Source organism: Peribacillus frigoritolerans (assembly GCF_004358755.1).
GTDB lineage: Bacteria > Bacillota > Bacilli > Bacillales > Bacillaceae > Bacillus_P.
This window is the reverse complement of record NZ_SMZY01000005.1, coordinates 40,244-58,370: the sequence shown is the minus strand read 5'-3', so window position 1 is coordinate 58,370 and position 18,127 is coordinate 40,244. Positions and strand designations below refer to the sequence as shown.

21 protein-coding genes are annotated in these 18,127 nt (G+C 40.3%); 11 read left to right on the top strand and 10 right to left on the bottom strand.

Translation table 11 applies throughout. The features are described 5' to 3' along the window. The first annotated feature begins 292 nt into the window (after positions 1-292). From pckA to E2R53_RS19680, 4 genes are all read left to right on the top strand, one after another. A complete protein-coding gene (gene pckA / locus E2R53_RS19695; protein ID WP_133313444.1) occupies positions 293-1,882 on the top strand; it encodes a phosphoenolpyruvate carboxykinase (ATP) in 1,590 nt (529 codons plus the stop codon). A gap of 167 nt (positions 1,883-2,049) precedes the next feature. Continuing rightward, the gene (locus tag E2R53_RS19690) at positions 2,050-3,237 is read left to right on the top strand and encodes a dicarboxylate/amino acid:cation symporter (RefSeq protein WP_133313568.1); all 1,188 of its coding nucleotides are present in this window, start codon (positions 2,050-2,052) and stop codon (positions 3,235-3,237) included. A 243-nt stretch (positions 3,238-3,480) separates the two neighbouring features. Further along, positions 3,481-3,789 (top strand): CD3324 family protein, encoded by a 309-nt coding sequence (locus E2R53_RS19685; RefSeq protein WP_286166323.1) that lies wholly within the window; start codon positions 3,481-3,483, stop codon positions 3,787-3,789. 153 nt (positions 3,790-3,942) lie between these two features. Further along, entirely contained in the window at positions 3,943-4,611 is a 669-nt protein-coding gene (locus E2R53_RS19680) for a FusB/FusC family EF-G-binding protein (RefSeq protein ID WP_133313443.1), read from the top strand. Positions 4,612-4,658: 47 nt separating this feature from the next. On the opposite strand, the gene E2R53_RS19675 is transcribed toward E2R53_RS19680, so the two are convergent. Together E2R53_RS19675 and E2R53_RS19670 are read right to left on the bottom strand one after the other, a co-directional pair. Then, on the bottom strand, positions 4,659-4,901 hold the full coding sequence (locus E2R53_RS19675; protein WP_070878780.1) for a DUF2584 domain-containing protein: 243 nt from the start codon (positions 4,899-4,901) through the stop codon (positions 4,659-4,661). A gap of 64 nt (positions 4,902-4,965) precedes the next feature. Continuing rightward, complete coding sequence (locus tag E2R53_RS19670) at positions 4,966-5,748, bottom strand: alpha/beta hydrolase family protein (protein ID WP_133313442.1); 783 nt, start codon at positions 5,746-5,748, stop codon at positions 4,966-4,968. 134 nt (positions 5,749-5,882) lie between these two features. Here E2R53_RS19670 and E2R53_RS19665 point away from each other — a divergent pair, with 134 nt between their 5' ends. The 4 genes from E2R53_RS19665 to E2R53_RS19650 all read left to right on the top strand — a co-directional run bounded on the left by E2R53_RS19665 (position 5,883) and on the right by E2R53_RS19650 (position 9,617). Then, positions 5,883-6,869, top strand: a complete 987-nt coding sequence (locus tag E2R53_RS19665) for an ABC transporter substrate-binding protein (RefSeq protein ID WP_133313441.1) — start codon at positions 5,883-5,885, stop codon at positions 6,867-6,869. A 12-nt stretch (positions 6,870-6,881) separates the two neighbouring features. Next, positions 6,882-7,655 (top strand): ABC transporter ATP-binding protein, encoded by a 774-nt coding sequence (locus tag E2R53_RS19660; RefSeq protein WP_133313440.1) that lies wholly within the window; start codon positions 6,882-6,884, stop codon positions 7,653-7,655. Next, the gene (locus E2R53_RS19655; protein ID WP_133313566.1) at positions 7,642-8,448 is read left to right on the top strand and encodes an ABC transporter permease; all 807 of its coding nucleotides are present in this window, start codon (positions 7,642-7,644) and stop codon (positions 8,446-8,448) included. The genes E2R53_RS19660 and E2R53_RS19655 overlap by 14 nt, the downstream gene beginning before the upstream one ends. 200 nt (positions 8,449-8,648) lie before the next feature. Next, on the top strand, positions 8,649-9,617 hold the full coding sequence (locus E2R53_RS19650; protein ID WP_133313439.1) for a S8 family peptidase: 969 nt from the start codon (positions 8,649-8,651) through the stop codon (positions 9,615-9,617). Between the two features lie 41 nt (positions 9,618-9,658). On the opposite strand, the gene E2R53_RS19645 is transcribed toward E2R53_RS19650, so the two are convergent. From E2R53_RS19645 to E2R53_RS19625, 5 genes are all read right to left on the bottom strand, one after another. Next, the gene (locus tag E2R53_RS19645) at positions 9,659-10,210 is read right to left on the bottom strand and encodes a hypothetical protein (protein ID WP_133313438.1); all 552 of its coding nucleotides are present in this window, start codon (positions 10,208-10,210) and stop codon (positions 9,659-9,661) included. Between the two features lie 107 nt (positions 10,211-10,317). Next, a complete protein-coding gene (ytkD, locus tag E2R53_RS19640) occupies positions 10,318-10,788 on the bottom strand; it encodes an RNA deprotection pyrophosphohydrolase (protein ID WP_133313437.1) in 471 nt (156 codons plus the stop codon). Positions 10,789-10,854: 66 nt separating this feature from the next. Further along, positions 10,855-11,187 carry a hydrolase gene (locus E2R53_RS19635; RefSeq protein ID WP_133313436.1) on the bottom strand — a complete coding sequence of 111 codons (333 nt, stop codon included), beginning with the start codon at positions 11,185-11,187 and terminating at the stop codon, positions 10,855-10,857. A gap of 68 nt (positions 11,188-11,255) precedes the next feature. Beyond that, the gene (locus E2R53_RS19630; RefSeq protein ID WP_133313435.1) at positions 11,256-11,660 is read right to left on the bottom strand and encodes a phage holin family protein; all 405 of its coding nucleotides are present in this window, start codon (positions 11,658-11,660) and stop codon (positions 11,256-11,258) included. Between the two features lie 288 nt (positions 11,661-11,948). Continuing rightward, complete coding sequence (locus E2R53_RS19625) at positions 11,949-12,389, bottom strand: Dps family protein (RefSeq protein ID WP_070878770.1); 441 nt, start codon at positions 12,387-12,389, stop codon at positions 11,949-11,951. A 109-nt stretch (positions 12,390-12,498) separates the two neighbouring features. Between E2R53_RS19625 and ytzI the strand changes: the two genes are divergently transcribed. Next, positions 12,499-12,666 carry a YtzI protein gene (gene ytzI, locus E2R53_RS19620; protein WP_133313434.1) on the top strand — a complete coding sequence of 56 codons (168 nt, stop codon included), beginning with the start codon at positions 12,499-12,501 and terminating at the stop codon, positions 12,664-12,666. Between the two features lie 270 nt (positions 12,667-12,936). After that, the gene (locus tag E2R53_RS19615) at positions 12,937-14,292 is read left to right on the top strand and encodes a S8 family serine peptidase (RefSeq protein ID WP_133313433.1); all 1,356 of its coding nucleotides are present in this window, start codon (positions 12,937-12,939) and stop codon (positions 14,290-14,292) included. Between the two features lie 43 nt (positions 14,293-14,335). Here E2R53_RS19615 and E2R53_RS19610 read toward each other — a convergent pair whose 3' ends face one another. Both E2R53_RS19610 and E2R53_RS19605 read right to left on the bottom strand, forming a co-directional pair. After that, entirely contained in the window at positions 14,336-15,307 is a 972-nt protein-coding gene (locus E2R53_RS19610; protein WP_133313432.1) for a TIGR03943 family putative permease subunit, read from the bottom strand. A gap of 19 nt (positions 15,308-15,326) precedes the next feature. Then, positions 15,327-16,334 carry a permease gene (locus E2R53_RS19605; protein WP_133313431.1) on the bottom strand — a complete coding sequence of 336 codons (1,008 nt, stop codon included), beginning with the start codon at positions 16,332-16,334 and terminating at the stop codon, positions 15,327-15,329. Positions 16,335-16,546: 212 nt separating this feature from the next. On the opposite strand from E2R53_RS19605, the gene folE2 reads away from it, so the two are divergent. After that, positions 16,547-17,449, top strand: a complete 903-nt coding sequence (gene folE2, locus E2R53_RS19600) for a GTP cyclohydrolase FolE2 (protein ID WP_133313430.1) — start codon at positions 16,547-16,549, stop codon at positions 17,447-17,449. A gap of 190 nt (positions 17,450-17,639) precedes the next feature. Here the strand turns inward: folE2 and rpsN are convergent, their stop codons facing one another. Further along, entirely contained in the window at positions 17,640-17,909 is a 270-nt protein-coding gene (gene rpsN, locus E2R53_RS19595; RefSeq protein WP_133313429.1) for a 30S ribosomal protein S14, read from the bottom strand. Positions 17,910-18,127: the final 218 nt, after the last annotated feature.

Sequence of the window (18,127 nt, the reverse complement as noted above, 5' to 3'; positions counted from 1 at the left end):
AATATCGTATATTTCCTACAGGTGTCAACAAAAAATGACAAGGTTTTCGGATAAGATTTTTCTATTCCCTTCAGATATGTTTCCACAAAATGCGGAAATAAAAACACTTCCTATTATATATGTATCATTTTCATCAAAAACGTTCTTTAAACAGTTCCATTTCATCAAATTGTACGTAGAATAAGTTAAATAGTATAGACTATTTATTTTAATGTGTTATACTAATTAAGAAGAGTCACTTAAGATATAGTTAAAAATAATAATAGAAATATAGGTAAAGGATGGGTATGGGATGAATTCAATCGAAATTACAAATGAGCTTGATGTGTTACTTAAAGGGGAAAATGCATTTCATAACTTATCAGTTCCTGTTCTTGTTGAAAAAGTCTTAGAACGGGGTGAAGGAACATTAACTTCGACGGGAGCAGTCCGGGCAACAACGGGTACTTACACAGGACGTTCACCTAAAGATAAATTCATTGTAAATGAAAATTCAACAAATGACAAAATTGAGTGGGGAGCTGTTAATCAGCCTTTCTCAGAAACGGCATTTGAAAAGTTGTACTTAAAAGTTCTTTCATACTTAAAAGACCGCAATGAGCTCTTTGTTTTCAAAGGCTTTGCCGGCGCTGACGCAAAATACCGACTGCCGATCCAGGTTGTAAATGAATTCGCATGGCATAACCTGTTTGCTCAGCAATTATTTATCCAGCCAGAGAGCGGGGATGAGCTGATTCAGCACGACAATCCTTTCACAATCGTATCGGCTCCAAACTTTAAAGCAGATCCTGCAGTGGATGGAACAAATTCTGAAACATTTATCATCATTTCATTTGAGAAAAGAACCATTCTCATCGGCGGAACTGAATATGCTGGAGAGATGAAAAAATCCATTTTCTCTGTCATGAACTATCTGCTTCCTGAAAGCGGCATCCTGCCAATGCACTGCTCAGCAAATGTTGGCCAGGAAGGCGATGTTGCCCTTTTCTTCGGTCTGTCAGGAACGGGAAAAACAACCCTTTCCGCTGATCCAAAACGCAAATTAATCGGTGATGATGAGCACGGCTGGTCAAATGCAGGTGTTTTTAATATCGAAGGAGGCTGTTATGCCAAGTGCATCAACCTCTCACGTGAAAAAGAACCTCAAATTTTTGATTCAATAAGATTCGGATCAGTGCTTGAAAATGTAGTCCTTGACGATGATACAAGAATTGCTGACTATGATGATACTTTCTTTACTGAAAATACAAGAGCGGCTTACCCGCTTGAAGCAATGGATAACATTGTGAAGCCTAGTATTGCCGGGCACCCTCATACAATTGTCTTTTTAACGGCTGATGCATTTGGAGTACTGCCTCCTATCAGCAAGTTAACAAAAGAACAGGCCATGTACCACTTTTTAAGCGGATACACGAGCAAGCTTGCTGGAACTGAACGCGGCATTACATCACCTCAGGCTACATTCTCAACATGCTTTGGATCGCCTTTCCTCCCGCTTCCAGCTACTGTTTATGCAGAGATGCTCGGCCGGAAAATCGATGAGCATCAGGCTAATGTATTCTTAGTAAACACTGGCTGGACTGGCGGAGAATACGGAACGGGCCAGCGCATGAAACTGAAATATACCCGCGCAATGGTTCAATCCGCTCTTGAAGGTGAATTAGACAATGTGGAAACTGTCACAGATGAAAACTTCGGACTTCAAATTCCAATTCATGTACCAGGTGTACCTGATGAAGTGCTGCAGCCGGTTAAAACTTGGAACAGCGTGGATGCTTATAATGAAAAAGCAAAAGAACTAGCAGGCAAATTCAAACAGAATTTCAAAAAATTCAATAATGTTTCAGCTGAGATCGAGACCCTTGGCGGACCAGCTGTATAAACTTTTCAAAAGCTATGCCATACACTCTGGCATAGCTTTTTCATTTTCTTTTCCATATATTAATAAAATAAAAATGAACATTTTTATACCAAACCCTTCATACCTGTGCTAAAGTAATTCTATAACACATGTACACATGTATTTTTCAGGAGGACAACATCATGAAATTGAAGCTCGGTCTTTTGCCGCAAATCATACTAGCTATTATTCTCGGTGTCGTAATCGGCAGTATTTCACCAGAATGGCTGATAAAAGGATTTGCAACATTTAATGGGATATTCGGCAACTTTATAGGCTTTGTCATTCCATTTATCATTATTGGATTTATTGCACCTGGCATCGGACAGCTTGGTAAAGGTGCCGGTAAATTGCTTGGAATCACTACAGGTCTGGCCTATATCTCTACGATTTTCGCAGGACTGCTTGCATTCGCTGCCAGTTCTTCTATTCTGCCAAAATTCATTTCTGGAAATCAGCTCGTAAAGACTGATAATCCTGAGGAATTTTTATTAAAACCATACTTTGAAATTGGAATGCCTCCTGTTATGGAAGTCATAAGCGCTCTCCTATTCTCTTTCATCATTGGAATTGGACTTGCATCCATCAAAGGAAATACTCTTCAAAATGCGTTTGAAGATTTTCAAAAGATCGTTGAGAAATTGATAAAAACAGCGATTATTCCGCTTCTTCCATTCCATATTTTTGGCATTTTCGCAAATATGACTTACGGTGGACAAGTTCAGTCGATTTTATCTGTTTTTGCAAAAGTTTTTGCGCTTATTATCGTGCTTCATATCACAATGCTTCTTATTCAATATTGCACTAGCGGTTTGCTGACTAAAAACAATCCAATAAAGCTGCTGAAGATTATGTCTCCTGCATACTTTACAGCACTCGGGACACAATCATCCGCAGCTACAATTCCCGTTACGCTTGGACAAGTTAAAAAAACAGGCGTTCAGGCAAAGATAGCAGACTTCAGTGTACCTTTGCTGGCAACTGTTCACTTGTCAGGAAGTACGATTACACTTGTTTGCTGCGCAATGGGTGTTCTGTTTATGAACGGAACAACTCCTTCGTTTGAAATGATGATTCCATTTATCCTTATGCTTGGTGTTACAATGGTAGCCGCACCCGGAGTACCCGGTGGTGCAGTTATGGCCGCAATCGGCCTGCTAAAAACAATGCTCGGTTTTGATCCGACAATGGTATCACTTATGATTGCTCTATACCTTGCTCAGGACAGCCTGGGCACAGCCACAAATGTTACAGGTGACGGAGCTCTAACAATGCTCGTCGATAAATTCAGCACAAAAAAGCCCCAAAAGATTAAGGAATCACAGCTTGCTGGATAAAATGAAAAAGGTAACGTTCAGACTCAGGTCTGAACGTTTTTGTTTTTCGAGATAGATCCATATGATAAAATTGCATAAAAAAGTAAATTACTTTTAAGGGGGTGATGTTTTTGGTGAATTCAGTCCGTTTGCCAGATTCTGCAGCGTCTCATGCAAAGCCCGGCAGTAAAAAGGCGATACTTTGCATGGGGCGGACACTGATTTAAATCGCCCAAAGCGTTTGCCTTTTCTATTCCTGCGGCTTTGCGCCTTATTTATACAATCACAAATAAGGGGCTGGCAGAAATGAAATATGTGAACGCAACCGCTATCTTACCTGAGGAGCTGATTGCAGAAATTCAGCAGTACATTCAGGGAGAGACCCTCTACATTCCAAAACCGGAAACAGCGCACCATAAGTGGGGCACACGCTCCGGGGGAAGAAAGGCGCTTGACGACAGAAACCGTTCGATTAAAAACGGTTTTAAAAGCGGCAAAAAAATTCATGAATTAGCTGAAGAATTTTACCTTTCAGCCGAAACAATCAAAAAGATTGTCTATACGAAATCATAGTAAAACAGCACTGATTGATCCTATGGATAATCAGTGCTGTTTTGTGCAGAGTTTATTTCTTAATCATTCTCACCATATAAAAAATGAAGCACTTCTTTTATTATAAAATTAAGCCTTTTATTATTAAGGCTGCATGAATGGAGTGAACATACTATAGAACCTTTTATCAGAAGTGACCAATATAATTATATAAAGGCGCAAACACAGCTGCTTGTGAATGGATATGGAACGGTTAATGACCCGAACGTATTAAATGCCTTAAAATCTCTAGCACTGGAAAGGACATTAACTTTATTTGACGAAATTGAACCTGAACAAATTGATTTGCTCTCACCCATAAATGCGGTAAAAGATAAGTCTGATGCGGATGTCTTTCTCTTACGTTTGAAACCTTTTGTTATCCCGTTTAAACATGTAACCGAGCAAACGATAAAAAAGCTGTTTCCAAAAGCTAAGAAAATAAAGGCTCCTTCTTCATTAGAAGAACTGGATTTCACGGAAATTTCATACTTAAGCTGGCATGATAAAGGATCTGGCAAACAATATATAATAGCCCCTCAATCTAATAAACTCATCGGCCTGCAGGGCACGTTCAGCAGCATCCATCAAAAAGGCATCTGCACGATCTGCAACAGGTTTGAAGAAGCAGGAATGTTTACTGCAGAAATCAAAGGAGCCGAACCTGGAACTTTCATTAAACGCGGAAATTATATTTGCCAGGACCCTTATACATGCAACCAAAATATCACTTCAATGACGAAGTTAAATGAATTTTTGGCCTTGATGAAAAATAGCACGCTGAAGGACCGGATGTCTGAATAAATACACAAAAAAAGCTGCCAGCAGGCAGCTTTTCTTAAGTTAGAATGTTAATTTGTCGATTTCAGCGCAATCAGCTGATAAGTCAGAATGGTTTTAGAATCAGAAAGCTCAAGTTTTTTAATCAGAGCCTGTCCGCTAACGTCCCCTTCTTTTGTTTTTCTGACTTCAACGGGAATCTCAAGCGGATAAATGCGATAGCCCTCTTTCTCGAGAGAAAATAGATTCTCTTCTAATCGGTTTTCTCTCCCTTTTGTCACGATCATCGTGTTCAATTCTAAAGGCATACCCATCTCCATCACTCCTTTTTCATATATCGTTATTTTAACATATTCATTCGGCTCAGGATCTCCGTTTTTATTGCTTTTTCATCCAGGAAGTCAGCTCTCTTACTACTTTTCGGTTAACTGCAGGAGGAAAGTAATGTGTATATTCTTCAAAATACATCGTATCTGCGCTTTTTCCAAGTTCACCGAGTCTTTTTTCAAGAAGGTAAGCATGTTCGACTGATACATTTTGATCATGAGCACCATGAATAATAAGAATTGGAGCCTTTAATGAATCCAAATTATACAGCGGAGTTCTCCACTTATATCTTTCAGGATATTTAGAAGGTGTCCCTCCTATCACCCGCTTCATCATTCTCCGTAAATCCTCCCGCTCCTCATATGTAAGGGCCATATCAGAAACGCCGCCCCATGTAACGACTGATCGGACGTCCGGGTCTAAAATCCCTGCAAAAAGCGCCATCACTCCTCCCCTTGAAAAACCGAAGACATGTATTCGTTCCTGATTAACTTTAGGATGGTTTTTTAAAAGAGTGAGCGCATGCAGAGCATCGTATCTGTCATCTCCCGCGAAATCTTCGTTTCCTTCTCCCCCTTGATTGCCGCGGTAAAATGGAGCCATCACGACAAATCCTTCTGAAGCAAATTGCACAATTCGTCCAGCTCTGACCTTGCCAACATTTTTAATGCCGCCTCTTAAATATAGAAAACCTTCATATTTTCCTTCTTCCTCAGGTTCAGCAAGAAGTCCTTTTACCTTTAGCCCGTCGGATAAATAGGTGACGAGCTGCAGTCTGATTTTAGGATTAGGCGACGGCAGCAGCTGACGCTCGATAATTGAACCATTCTCCATTTTCTTGCACCTCGCAAAATCAATTATAGGCATTCACACATTTTTTTCGCTCTCATACATTATTCTAGGCGTTACAAAACAGGATACTCATTTTAATATTTTTTGATGGTGTCTGTCACCAAGGAGGATTTTATATGAAAAAAAGTCTCATCGGCTTTGCGGTACTCGCTCTTCTTATTTTTACACTAAGTGCGTGCAATCAAAACAAGCCGGAAAAAATCAGGTTGGCTGAGGTTACCCATTCCATTTTTTATGCACCATTATATGCGGCAATGTCTGAAGGTTTTTTTGAAGAAGAAGGTCTTGATGTTGAGCTTACAACAACATGGGGCGGAGATAAAACAATGACAGCTCTTCTCTCAGATGGTGCGGATATTGCACTTGTCGGCTCTGAAACGTCGATTTACGTTTCTGCTCAAGGCTCTAAAGATCCCGTAATCAATTTTGCCCAGCTTACACAAACGGACGGCACCTTTCTAGTCTCAAGAGAAAAAATAGAGAATTTCAGCTGGGATCAGCTGAAAGGCAGCACTTTCCTTGGCCAGCGGAAAGGCGGAATGCCGCAGATGGTTGGAGAATTCGTCTTAAAGGAGAATGGTATTAATCCGCAAAATGATTTAAATCTGATTCAAAATATTGATTTTGCCAATATTCCGAGCGCCTTTGCTTCTGGAACCGGCGATTTTGTCCAGCTTTTTGAGCCTACAGCAAGCATTTTTGAAAAAGAAGGCACCGGCCACATTGTGGCATCATTCGGGAATGAATCCGGAAAAGTTCCATATACAACATTTATGGCAAAAGAAAGCTTCTTAAAAGAGGATTCAGAAGCAGCAGAAAAATTCACAAAAGCCATTTATAAAGCTCAGCAATGGGTGGAAGAAAACAGCGCTGAAACCATTGCAAAGGCTATTGCCCCGCAATTTAAAGATACAGACCTGGAGCTTATCACAACAGTAGTCGAACGCTATAAAGAGCAGGGATCTTTTGCGACTGATCCAATCCTTGATGAGGCAGAATGGACGAATCTTCAAAACATCATGGAAGAAGCGAACGAATTGCCTGCACGCATTGAGCACGGAACACTGGTTAATACGAAGTTCGCAGAAGACGCTGCAAAGTAAGGAGGTTTCAGCATGTCTTTCTTGACGGTCCAGCATATCCACCATATGTACTTTACAAAAGAAACAGCAACTCTTGCATTAGAGGATATTGATTTACAAGTAGAGGAAGGAGAATTCATCTCCTTTCTTGGCCCAAGCGGATGCGGCAAAACTACATTGCTGTCCATTATCGCGGGCCTGATCTCACCTACAAAGGGCAGCATTTTAATGGAAGGCAGACCGGTCAAACATGACACATCTGCCATTGGATACATGCTGCAGCAGGATTACCTTTTCCCTTGGAAAACAATTGAAGAAAACATTCTGCTCGGATTAAAAATCGGAGGCAGCCTATCAGCTGATTCGAAAAAGAAAAGCCTTTCACTGCTGAAAGATATGGGGCTTGAGAATGTCGAGAAGAAATATCCTCGCCAGCTTTCAGGCGGTATGAGACAGCGTGCAGCTCTGGTCAGAACACTCTCAACGAATCCTAAGCTTCTCATGCTTGATGAACCTTTTTCTGCACTGGATTATCAAACAAAGCTTAAGCTCGAAGACCTGGTTTGGAGCACTTTGAAGGATTTCAGGAAAACAGCTCTGCTTGTCACACATGATATCGGCGAAGCCATCGCTATGAGTGACCGCATCTTTCTTCTTTCCTCAAAACCTGGCAGAATCGCTCAGATCTTTCAAGTTCCAGAAGAATTAAAAAGCATAACACCATTTTCAGCGAGACAGCATCCCTCCTTTACAGACCTGTTTCAGCACATTTGGAAGGAGCTGGATCAGCTTGATGGAAAAGAATGAATTAAACAAACTGCATCAATCCTATTTAAAAAGCTTAAAAAAAGAGAAAAACTGGGTAAGGTTTTATCAGCTTCTTATCTTTATCACGTTTTTCTCCCTTTGGGAAATAGCAGGAAAGAGAGAATGGATTGATCCTCTGCTGTTCAGTTATCCTTCTAAAATATGGAACTTATTTTTAGTAAAGATTGCTGACGGATCTCTTTTATCAAACTTGAGCGTCACCTTATTTGAAACCGTTCTTGGCTTTATCATCGGCACCCTCTCCGGTACTGTGCTTGCAGCTGTTCTATGGTGGTCTAAGCGGCTGTCAAATATTCTTGATCCTTACTTGGTCATTTTAAACGCTATGCCCAAGGTAGCGCTCGGACCTATTTTAATTGTTGCGCTTGGACCGGGTTATTTCTCTATCATTGCAATGGGTGCCATCATCTCTATCATTATAACAACAATCGTAGTTTATACGGCATTCAGAGAAATGGATTCCAACTATCTGAAGGTGCTTCAGACATTTGGCGCATCGAAATGGCAGATGTTCAAAGAAGCCGTACTGCCTGCATCATTTCCAACCATCATATCGACTCTTAAAGTCAATGTAGGCCTCTCTTGGGTTGGTGTCATTGTAGGAGAATTCCTGGTATCCGCAAAAGGATTGGGTTACATGATCATTTACGGTTTTCAGGTCTTCAACTTTACGCTTGTCCTTCTCTCGCTTATCATCATTGCCTGCTTTGCAACCATTATGTATCAGGCCGTTGAACTGCTGGAGAGAAAGCTGGTTAAGGATGATGAATAGCAAATACGGTCTTAATTGGGCCGTATTTTTGTTTTTTCATTCTGAATAGTCCCTATGCCATTTTCATTATTCATCACTAGTCTATTTGGCATTTGCCAGAATTCATAGAAAATGATAGTATTTAACAGAAAGTTCTGATTATTATACCTCTGTCTCTGGCCTTAACATTTGTTTCTTAAGAAATGATAGGAGGGGTTGTAATGGAAAAGTCTATTAAATTGATTCCGTACAAAGTTGACAATCATCTTGTAGAGGCTCAGCAAATCCCGGAAGGCGTGGATATGATTCAAGCCCCCGCATTATGGAGCAAAGGATTTAAAGGCAAAGATGTATTGATTGCAGTAATTGATACAGGATGTGACGCACAGCATCCGGATTTAGAGGGCAGAGTAATCGGCGGCCGCAACTTTACTGATGATGATAATGGAGACCCTGAGGTATTTACCGATTACAGCGGCCACGGAACTCACGTAGCGGGTACGATTGCTGCCGTAAATGCGGAATCAGGTGTGATTGGTGTTGCACCTGAAGCTAAGCTGCTTATTTTAAAAGCACTTGCTGGAGAAGAAGGGTCAGGTGCCTATGAGTGGATTATCAATGCCATTGAATATGCCATTTCAGAAAAGGCTGATATCATCTCAATGTCTCTCGGCGGACCATCCGATGTGCCTGAGCTTCACGAAGTGATACAAAAAGCTGTACAAAACCAAATTCTCGTTGTGTGTTCAGCAGGCAATGAAGGAGACGGCAACAGCAAAACATCGGAATTCTCATACCCCGGCTGCTACAATGAAGTCATTTCAGTCGGAGCTATCAGCCTCCAGCGAAAATCTTCTTACTTTACCAATTCAAATAATGAAATAGACGCCGTGGCACCTGGCGAGAAAATCATTTCTACCATTCCCGGCGGAAAATATGCCGTATTCAGCGGAACATCCATGTCTGCACCGCATGTTTCAGGCGCTCTTGCGATAGTCAAGAAGCTTGCTGAGAGTGAATTCGAAAGAAAGCTTTCAGAACCGGAAATCTATGCCCAGCTGATGAAACGCACGATACCGCTCGGCTTTCCTAAGAGTCTTGAAGGAAACGGCTTAATCTACTTGACGGCTCCAGACCTGCTGGCTGATTTTCTTAAAAAAGAAAATATTTCTTCATCAATTGGAGTATGACCACATTTAAAAAGGCTTTCAGGTATCCGAAAGCCTTTTTATTACTTTTCATTTATGCCTTTATAAGGAACTCCGTTCATTTTTGCAGCAGAATAAAAATTTGCGTGATCGCTGTTAAATCTTCTGTCACGAAGAAAGACAAGTTCTTCTCCATCTTTGAATAAAAACTTTACCTGCCAGTTAACTGCTGCATCATCAGAATCTTCCGTGACAATTTCTTTAACATCCTTCCATTTGTAGCTTGTTTCAGCAAAGGACCATGGCTTGCTGAACTTAATTTCATCGTAGGTCACTACTTTATAGTGATCTGTGCCAAGTCCAATTCCAATAAAACCGATAATAGCCAGAGGTAATGCAGCCTTCCATAATTTTTTCTGATTTATATACATCAAAAAACTCGCAAAAGCAAGGAGTCCAATTGAGATTCCATACAAATACAGCACAAGCTTAGGCGTTTGGATTGTTGCGGTATTCATCGTGTGAAATAAAATGTTATGTATAGTATACGGAACAATCAGGATGACAAAAAAACTTGAGACTGCTAATAACAAAGAAACGGCAATCCATATGTATCTGGGTTCACTGTGAGACATATTATTCATCCCCCTAATTTCATCTGCTCTACTTCATATTACTATATTTTCCATCGAGTTGTTTTATTTTTATAAAAAAATTCCCGGCATTCATTTGCCGGGATTCCCTAAATATACTCTGCTGTTACTTTCATCAAGCTCTTAACCAATACTTCATCTTTCATGATAAAACTAAACTTTCGATTTCTCCCGATATCCGAAGGCAGTGAGTCAAATAAGATAGGCCCTTTTGTCTCAAGATAGTCCGTTTGGGGGATAATCTCGCCGATTTCTGCGTAATAAATATTCTTGACGATTGTTTTTTCTTTTCCAAGCACCTTGTATTGTCCGATATACGTTAACTTCGACACAGTCGCCCCTGTTTCTTCTTTGACTTCTCTTACAGCAGCATCATCAGGACTTTCAAACTCTTCGACCTTGCCTCCCGGAAATTCATATCCCCGATCGCGATGAATCGTAAGCAGCCACTGATCTCCGTAACGGCAAATGACCCAAACATGCTTAGGATTTTTTGAGAATGGATATTCCTCAAAAGACAGATGAACTTCATTGTGATAATAATCTTTAAATCGAAACATTTTTCTATCCCTCAATTTCTATGTGTCCATAAAAATCTTATCACAATGAAAGAGTTTGTATAAGACCTATTGTTGTTCTTCAATCTTTTTTAAAATTCCCTGTGAGCGAATATGATTCTTGGCTTCTTCGTCTCCAAGCTGATAAATCATTTCATAAATTTTATAATTTGTTTGATCAATCGCATCATTCTGCCTGTCATAATGATATTCTAAGTACGGAACATGGGCTCTGAAAAATCCCTGCCAGTCAGATGAATACACCTGATCAAAATACTCTCTGAGCGATGTGATTTCGTCTTCTGTCGCTTCAATCTTATAATCCCACGGAGCTTCCGTGCTCAGCTGTGATATTTCACCGTTCGCAACCGTTACATAATAAGTTTGCTTCGTATCTGACATTTCTTTAAGCACCCCTTTACTTGTCCATTGTTTATTTTTTTCCTATTCATGAACAAATTATTCGGCACTCATTTTCTAAACAATTGCTCAATAAATTCTAAAATCCTGATCAAAAATCTAGGGACAGGCAGCTTGACGTGATGGGCGTTTCGCAATATGCGCAGAGCTTCAAAAACAATATAGAAACAAATCGTTTCATCACGCAGAATATAATTCGTATTAAGCACAAGATCAATCAAATTTGCAACGGCCACAACAGAAATGATGATAACTTTTGCACCAAGCCTTGAAGCCGAATTTTTCAGCAAATTCTCGGTATTAGTAAGAGCGTCAGCCAAAATGAAAGTTAAAAACTCGATTAACATTAACGATAGCAGGATTAAAAAAATTTCATGAAGCTCGCCAATTATAAAGGTTAGGACAGTGAAATAGATGGAGGTAAGCATAAGCAAGCCCATTTCCAGACGAGACATGTTCTTGCCATCCTTTCTAAAAGAATAAATTCCATATATTCTATGTGTTCTATCTCACCTTGCTCTAGCAGTTATCCCATCATTATAGAAATGTGCTATTTTTAAGCACCCAAAAGGCCGGTTCATGTACTATGAACCGGCCTTTTGGGTGCTCAAGAAATTCTAAAAGAGCAACTTCTTCAAACTGGGCATGGAAAATCTACTAGCTATATGAATCTAAAACGCACTTTTTCAGGAGCGATCGTTTTAAATTTATTGAACAACGGAAAAGACTGCCCTGCGGCAGCCTTATTTCCCTAAGAATGATTTCAGCATCCAGTTATGCTTCTCCAGACTTTGGTGAATAGCAAGGAGCATGTCACCCGTTGTTTCATCACCGACCTCATCTGCAAGGTCCATGCCTTCTTTTAGTTCATCGGCAACCTTCGAAAAGTCGTCATAGACGGTTTGCACCATTTGCTCTGCTGTTTCCTTACCTTCTGCTTCACTAACTGTTGAAAGTTCCAGGCACTCTTTCAGCGTTGCTACAGGTGCTCCTTCAAGAGCCAATAGACGTTCTGCAAGTTCGTCGATATGAACGTGCGCTTCATTGTAAAGCTCTTCGAATTTTTCGTGCAGAGTAAAGAAATTCTGTCCTTTTACATACCAATGGTAATTATGTAGTTTCTCATATAAAACTGTCCAGTTTGCTACTTGTTTATTGACGGTTTGCACTAATTTTTCAGACATATTCAATCTCCTCCTTATCTACTTTTAAATTACCCCTTTTAAGAAAAATTAAAACAGATTCCTGTCGGATTTCTGATACAATTAATGGTATACAGGGGGAGATTTTCACATGTTTTATATCTTTGCGATTTGCATTCTCATCATCATTATCGTGCTTCTGCTCAGTGTTCTGACTACCTCAAAAGCGTATAAATATGAGCATAAAATCGATCCTCTCCATAGGGAAGATCAAACTCCGGAACCAGAGTCCAAACAAAATAACAGAGAGAACGTCTGACAAGTTCAGACGTTTTTTATTTATTTTTAGAGCACCATGCCAAAAGAATATTCATTTCGACAAAATTAGTTAACATGATAAAAAATAAACCTCCGTTATTGCATTCAAAAAGTCACTATGTTTTTTCAAATTCTGTAAAACAGAAAATAGTCTTATATCAATAGACTTATTCAAGCATTTAAATAGTAAAAATCATGTCGAATAATAATCATTTCCCTTCTATTTTTTATAATATAATGAAAATTAAGAAAACAAAGGGGGTTAAAATTAATGACATTAAAAAAGGGTATTTTTGCAGGCATCTTGACTACTGCTCTGTGTGCTTCTGCCGTATTTGGGGGAGCTGCGCAAACTGGACAGGCTCAGTCAGTTGAGAAGAATTACATAGTTATCTTCAAAAATGAGACTAATTTACCATCCGGGTATAAGGACTTAGTAGAAGGCGCTGGAGGAAAAATTACAGACACACTTGAACGTGTTGGAGCAGTAGAAGTTGCTTCTTCCAATCCTGAATTTTTAATAGAAGTCAAAAAATCCTCCCAGATTGCTGAAGCCGGCGTTCAGAACAAATTATACCCTGAAACTCCTGCAGTTGAAGCTGACTTCACCTTACAGGATGCTGCAACAGCAAAGGCAGATCTGTATGAGTCGCTTCAATGGGATATTAAGCAGGTTACAAACAATGGTGACTCATGGAAACTTCCCGGAGGTACTGGAAAAGCAGTCAACGGCAAAGATATTGTAGTAGGGGTCATTGATACAGGAATTGATTATAACCACCCTGATTTAAAAGAAAACTATGTATATGGAAAATCCTTTGTACCTGGTTATCCAGATGCAATGGATCAAAACAGCCATGGCACACATGTAGCCGGTTCAATTGCAGCTAAAGGGAGAACAATGGGTGTCGGCCCTGATTTAAAAGTAGCTGCATACCGTGTGTTTGGGCCAACAGGAGGAGCTGAAACAGCTCATATCGCTGAAGCCCTTATGACGGCTGCAGATGATAATGTAGATGTAGTGAACATGTCTTTAGGGGGGTATGACTGGTTCCAGAACCCTGATTATGCTACAAAAGATATCGTTGCTGATGTTCGGCTCTTTAACCGTGCCATTAAGTATGCGATTCAAAAAGGAGTAACAGTTGTAGGCTCTGCCGGCAACAACGCAGTCGATATCAGCAGCCCAGGCAAATTGTCAGGTGATGATAACGGTGCTACTCACAGAAGCCCAAGCAGCCAGAGCATGATTCGCGTTTCAGCCGGCGGCCAGCTTAAAAACTTGGCTTTCTATTCTAACTATGGCGTTGGGAAAATTGACGTAATCGCTCCCGGCGGAGATTTAGGGCCAAATTATGATCCGGCTACTGGAGCAGGCAGAGATAATACTTATTTATGTCTGGCGACCATTCCTGGAGGAGGTTACGGGTATAAGGGCGGAACATCAATGGCAGCACCTAAAACAGCTGCTCTAGCAGGAATTATCATTGCAAAGCACGGAAAAGACAAGCTCTCTCCTGCACAAGTAAAGCATATTGTTCAATCTTCATCGATCGATTTGTTTAAAAGTGGATATGACGGCGAAGCAGGACATGGATTAATCAATGCTGTAAATGCTTTAAAATAAGACCAAAACCAGCAGGAATTTAAATTCCTGCTGGTTTTTTCATTCAATATTCTTCATAAACATAAGGTTCCTTTGGCTGTTCGATTTTTTCGATTGATTGAATATCCACACTTGGAAGAACCCAATCCTGGTATTTAACGCTTTTGATAGTCCCGGAGACTTTCACCCATTCATCCTGCTGATATTTTTCTCCCTCGTCAATCGAAGCAAGCGTTCCATAAACAGATGCATCAGCAACACAGCACGATAGTCCGAAACGCGCTACAACGAATTGATCTTCTTTAAAGTCATCTTCCCGGTAAACAAATCCGAGCATTTCTACTTCTTTCCCGGCAAACTTTTCTGGATTTTCATCCATAATGTTTGTCATGGCAATGTAATTCTCTTCTGTTAGAACGATTTTTTTCATCTTCAGCATTTTTGCTTCCAGCTCTTTGTAGAACTCTTCCGGAGGAGCCTGGATTTGGAATCCATCCGGATGTTCAAGCGGAACATCAGGACTCGATTCCGGGGATTGAGATTTTTCCTGCACCCTTTCTTCAAGCTGCTTCATATATTCATCAGGATCCTGCAGATAAAGATTGGCTAAGTCCTCATCCATTGGTGCTTCTTCATTTTCAGCCGTTTCTTGAGACTGGCTTAAGCCCGTTTTGAAACCGCGTTTTGCCGCTATCGAACTGTCTAAAACTACATCCGGGAAAACAAAACCGGTGACAACCGGGAAAATAAACATCGCGTATATAATGACCGATTGAACCGGCGTGCTTTTTCCTGAATGATCGAAACCGCAATTGCAGTATATTTCTTCTTCATTTTTACTGCCGCTTCTCCAAATCTGGACAACTCCAAGCAGCAAAAAGGTGATCACTGCAAAATAGATAAACGGCAGCATACGGGGAGCTATAAAATTTCGAATATCTCCCGTTATGATCAGCTTAAAGAGGAGCATTGTAAACCCCATTAAGATAATTCCGCGCAGGTAGAGGTGAAAACGGTAATCTCTTTGCTTTTCCATTTCTTATGGACTCCTTCTTTTATAAAATTAACTGCTGATAAACTATGACGGACACATAAACGGCTGCCGTTACGATCCCAATAAACGCTGCCACGAATTTCACTCTGAAAAAAGCAAACAGCATAATCGTATTCTTTAAATCTATCATAGGACCATAAACTAGGAATGCCAGCAGCGAGCCAGCAGTAAACGTTCCTCCGAATGAAGCGGCAACAAATGCATCGGCTTCTGAACATAGCGAGAGAATATAGGCGAATGCCATCATAATTGCTGGTGACAAAAAGTCACTGGAGCCTAGTTCAGCTAATAGAGATCTGTCTAAGAAGGTCTGAAAAACACTGGCGATAAATGCACCTAAAATCAAATATTTTCCCATTTCGAAAAATTCATCACTTGCATGGAAAAGTGTTTCCTTAAATTTATTCACACCTTTAACAGGCTCTGCCCCGGCAGTTCTTCCTGCCAATTCTTCTCTTGTCCACTTCAGCTGATCGCGGTTTTTAAATAACAGATACACCGCGAATCCAACCAATATGGAAACGACGAACGCAAGTCCCATCCTTCCATATACTATTTCTTTTGAAGACTGAAATGCATAGTATGTAGATCCAAAGACGACCGGATTTACTATTGGAGCGGCCACTAAAAAGACAATTCCTACATGCAGAGGCATACCCTTTTTGATTAAACGTCTGACAATCGGGACAATCGCACACTCGCAAACTGGAAAAATAATGCCGAGCAGGGCCGCCGGAAATAAAGCAATAATTGCATTCTTTGGCAAAAACCGCTGAATCATTTCCTCAGATACAAACGATTGAATGAGTGCCGAAACAAATACGCCCAGCAAAATAAATGGGATGGCCTCAAGCACGATACTTAAGAAAATGGTATTCAAGTTGAGAAATGCTTTTGGGGCATCAATCTGAAAATCTTTGAAATCTATGAAAACAAATAGATAAATAAACAATCCTATCAAGGCAAGAGCAAACGACTCTTTCACAATAGAAGAGGCTGGTTTTTTCATTTTAAAACTCCAATCCTATTTTTTCTTCTAGCAATATATCATACTGGTGTTGTCGTTGAATTATGCAAAATAGTGACAACTCTGCTCATTTAGATTTGTAAAATCTTTCGTCCTAGCTTCCTTGACCCTCTGTTTAAAGCATTTTTAATTGCCGTTATCTATCTTTGTACAGTATACTCTCTATTATTGAGGCACTTGAGAGGAGATCATCCATGATTAGAGAGATTACATTACCGCCGAAAAAAGAGAGACATAGACTCTTCGGCTCTGTTGAACCAGGTTTAAAAACAAAACCAACCGAAAAAGACAAAATGCCTGATCTGCAAAATTCTAAAAAAGATTTTCTTTTTCATATAAATGCAGTTGGAATCAGCAACGTGAAATACCCTGTTCATATCCTATCTTCATTAAGTCCAATGGAGCAGACGACAGTTGCTTCATTTAAGATGACATCTTCCATTTCTTATGAAGCGAAAGGCACAAACATGAGCCGCTTTACAGAACAGCTTGAGAAGTACCGCATAAATGGAGGATTCACACTTTCATTAAACGAGCTTTATGATTTTACTAAAGAGCTTGCAGAGCGCCTTAAACAAAAAGATGCCGAAATTGAAGTCACCTTCCCATGGTTTTATGAGAGAAAAGGACCAAGCTCTGAGCTTGCCGGTTTAAACCATGCAACGGCAGGCTTAAAAATTAAGTATGAAGAAGATAAAGGGTTCACTTCCAGTGCAAAGCTTACTTGTGCAGTCACAACTCTTTGTCCGTGCTCAAAAGAAATCAGTGAATACAGCGCGCATAATCAACGGGGATTTATCACAATGGATGTTGAATTTACAGAAGACTTCCGTGAGGAGCAGGACTGGAAAGAAGCACTGCTTGCTGCGGCAGAAACAAACGCAAGTGCCATGATCCACCCCGTCCTAAAGCGTCCTGATGAAAAAATGGTAACCGAAACAGCCTATGAAAATCCGCGTTTTGTCGAAGATATGGTGCGGTTAGTTGCAGCAGACCTTTACGAGCTGGATTTTGTGGCAGCTTTTCATGTCGAATGCCGAAATGAAGAATCCATTCATCTTCATGATGCTGTTGCAGAACTTTCTTACCGAAAATAAGAAAAGCGGAAACGCCCGTTTAGCGCGGCATGACAGATAAGGATCCGCCTGAAAAGGCGCTTATTGCCTTTACAGACGGATCCGTTCTGGCCGAGGAACCTGAGCGGTGGAGCTAGCCAGCGTACCGCAAACCATATAAATTCTGATTCTATTAAAAAGCGGGGGACGCCAATATCCCCGCTTTTTTTCTCTACCAGCTTGCTTTCTTCACTCCTGGCAGCTGTCCTTTGTGGGCATATTCTCTAAATGCAATTCTTGAAAGGTTAAACTTCCGCATGTATCCTCTCGGTCTTCCGGTGATTGCACAGCGATTCTTCAAGCGTGCCGGCGAGGAATCACGCGGCAGGTTTCTTAAAGCCTCTAAATCTCCTTCCGCTTTCAGATGCAGTCGTAGTTCTCTATATTTTTCAACCATTTCCTGACGTTTAAATTCTTTCATAACCTTTGCTTTTCTTGCCAATTTCCTCTTCCTTTCATTAAACAAATTAAATCGTAATTATTACTATTTGTATGATAAACCATCTATCCTCAAAAAACAAATTTTCTGGTTTTATTTTCTTCATTTGGTGATATATATAATGGGATACATTTTCGGCCTGTGAAAATTCAGAAAATATTTGCATGAAGGATCAATTGCAAGTATACTTTAGTTGAGAATGATTATCGTAATCATTTATA

What these genes read in the sequence shown, in the direction of transcription:
- ytkD (WP_133313437.1), bottom strand. Translation starts at nt 10,788, where the DNA reads ATGTTTCGATTTAAAGATTATTATCACAATGAAGTTCATCTGTCTTTT.
- E2R53_RS19605 (WP_133313431.1), bottom strand. Translation starts at nt 16,334, where the DNA reads ATGAAAAAACCAGCCTCTTCTATTGTGAAAGAGTCGTTTGCTCTTGCC.
- E2R53_RS19670 (WP_133313442.1), bottom strand. Translation starts at nt 5,748, where the DNA reads ATGGAGAATGGTTCAATTATCGAGCGTCAGCTGCTGCCGTCGCCTAAT.
- E2R53_RS19665 (WP_133313441.1), top strand. Translation starts at nt 5,883, where the DNA reads ATGAAAAAAAGTCTCATCGGCTTTGCGGTACTCGCTCTTCTTATTTTT.
- folE2 (WP_133313430.1), top strand. Translation starts at nt 16,547, where the DNA reads ATGATTAGAGAGATTACATTACCGCCGAAAAAAGAGAGACATAGACTC.
- E2R53_RS19630 (WP_133313435.1), bottom strand. Translation starts at nt 11,660, where the DNA reads ATGTCTCGTCTGGAAATGGGCTTGCTTATGCTTACCTCCATCTATTTC.
- E2R53_RS19645 (WP_133313438.1), bottom strand. Translation starts at nt 10,210, where the DNA reads ATGTCTCACAGTGAACCCAGATACATATGGATTGCCGTTTCTTTGTTA.
- E2R53_RS19615 (WP_133313433.1), top strand. Translation starts at nt 12,937, where the DNA reads ATGACATTAAAAAAGGGTATTTTTGCAGGCATCTTGACTACTGCTCTG.
- pckA (WP_133313444.1), top strand. Translation starts at nt 293, where the DNA reads ATGAATTCAATCGAAATTACAAATGAGCTTGATGTGTTACTTAAAGGG.
- E2R53_RS19635 (WP_133313436.1), bottom strand. Translation starts at nt 11,187, where the DNA reads ATGTCAGATACGAAGCAAACTTATTATGTAACGGTTGCGAACGGTGAA.
- E2R53_RS19625 (WP_070878770.1), bottom strand. Translation starts at nt 12,389, where the DNA reads ATGTCTGAAAAATTAGTGCAAACCGTCAATAAACAAGTAGCAAACTGG.
- E2R53_RS19660 (WP_133313440.1), top strand. Translation starts at nt 6,882, where the DNA reads ATGTCTTTCTTGACGGTCCAGCATATCCACCATATGTACTTTACAAAA.
- E2R53_RS19675 (WP_070878780.1), bottom strand. Translation starts at nt 4,901, where the DNA reads ATGGGTATGCCTTTAGAATTGAACACGATGATCGTGACAAAAGGGAGA.
- E2R53_RS19610 (WP_133313432.1), bottom strand. Translation starts at nt 15,307, where the DNA reads ATGGAAAAGCAAAGAGATTACCGTTTTCACCTCTACCTGCGCGGAATT.
- E2R53_RS19650 (WP_133313439.1), top strand. Translation starts at nt 8,649, where the DNA reads ATGGAAAAGTCTATTAAATTGATTCCGTACAAAGTTGACAATCATCTT.
- ytzI (WP_133313434.1), top strand. Translation starts at nt 12,499, where the DNA reads ATGTTTTATATCTTTGCGATTTGCATTCTCATCATCATTATCGTGCTT.
- E2R53_RS19655 (WP_133313566.1), top strand. Translation starts at nt 7,642, where the DNA reads ATGGAAAAGAATGAATTAAACAAACTGCATCAATCCTATTTAAAAAGC.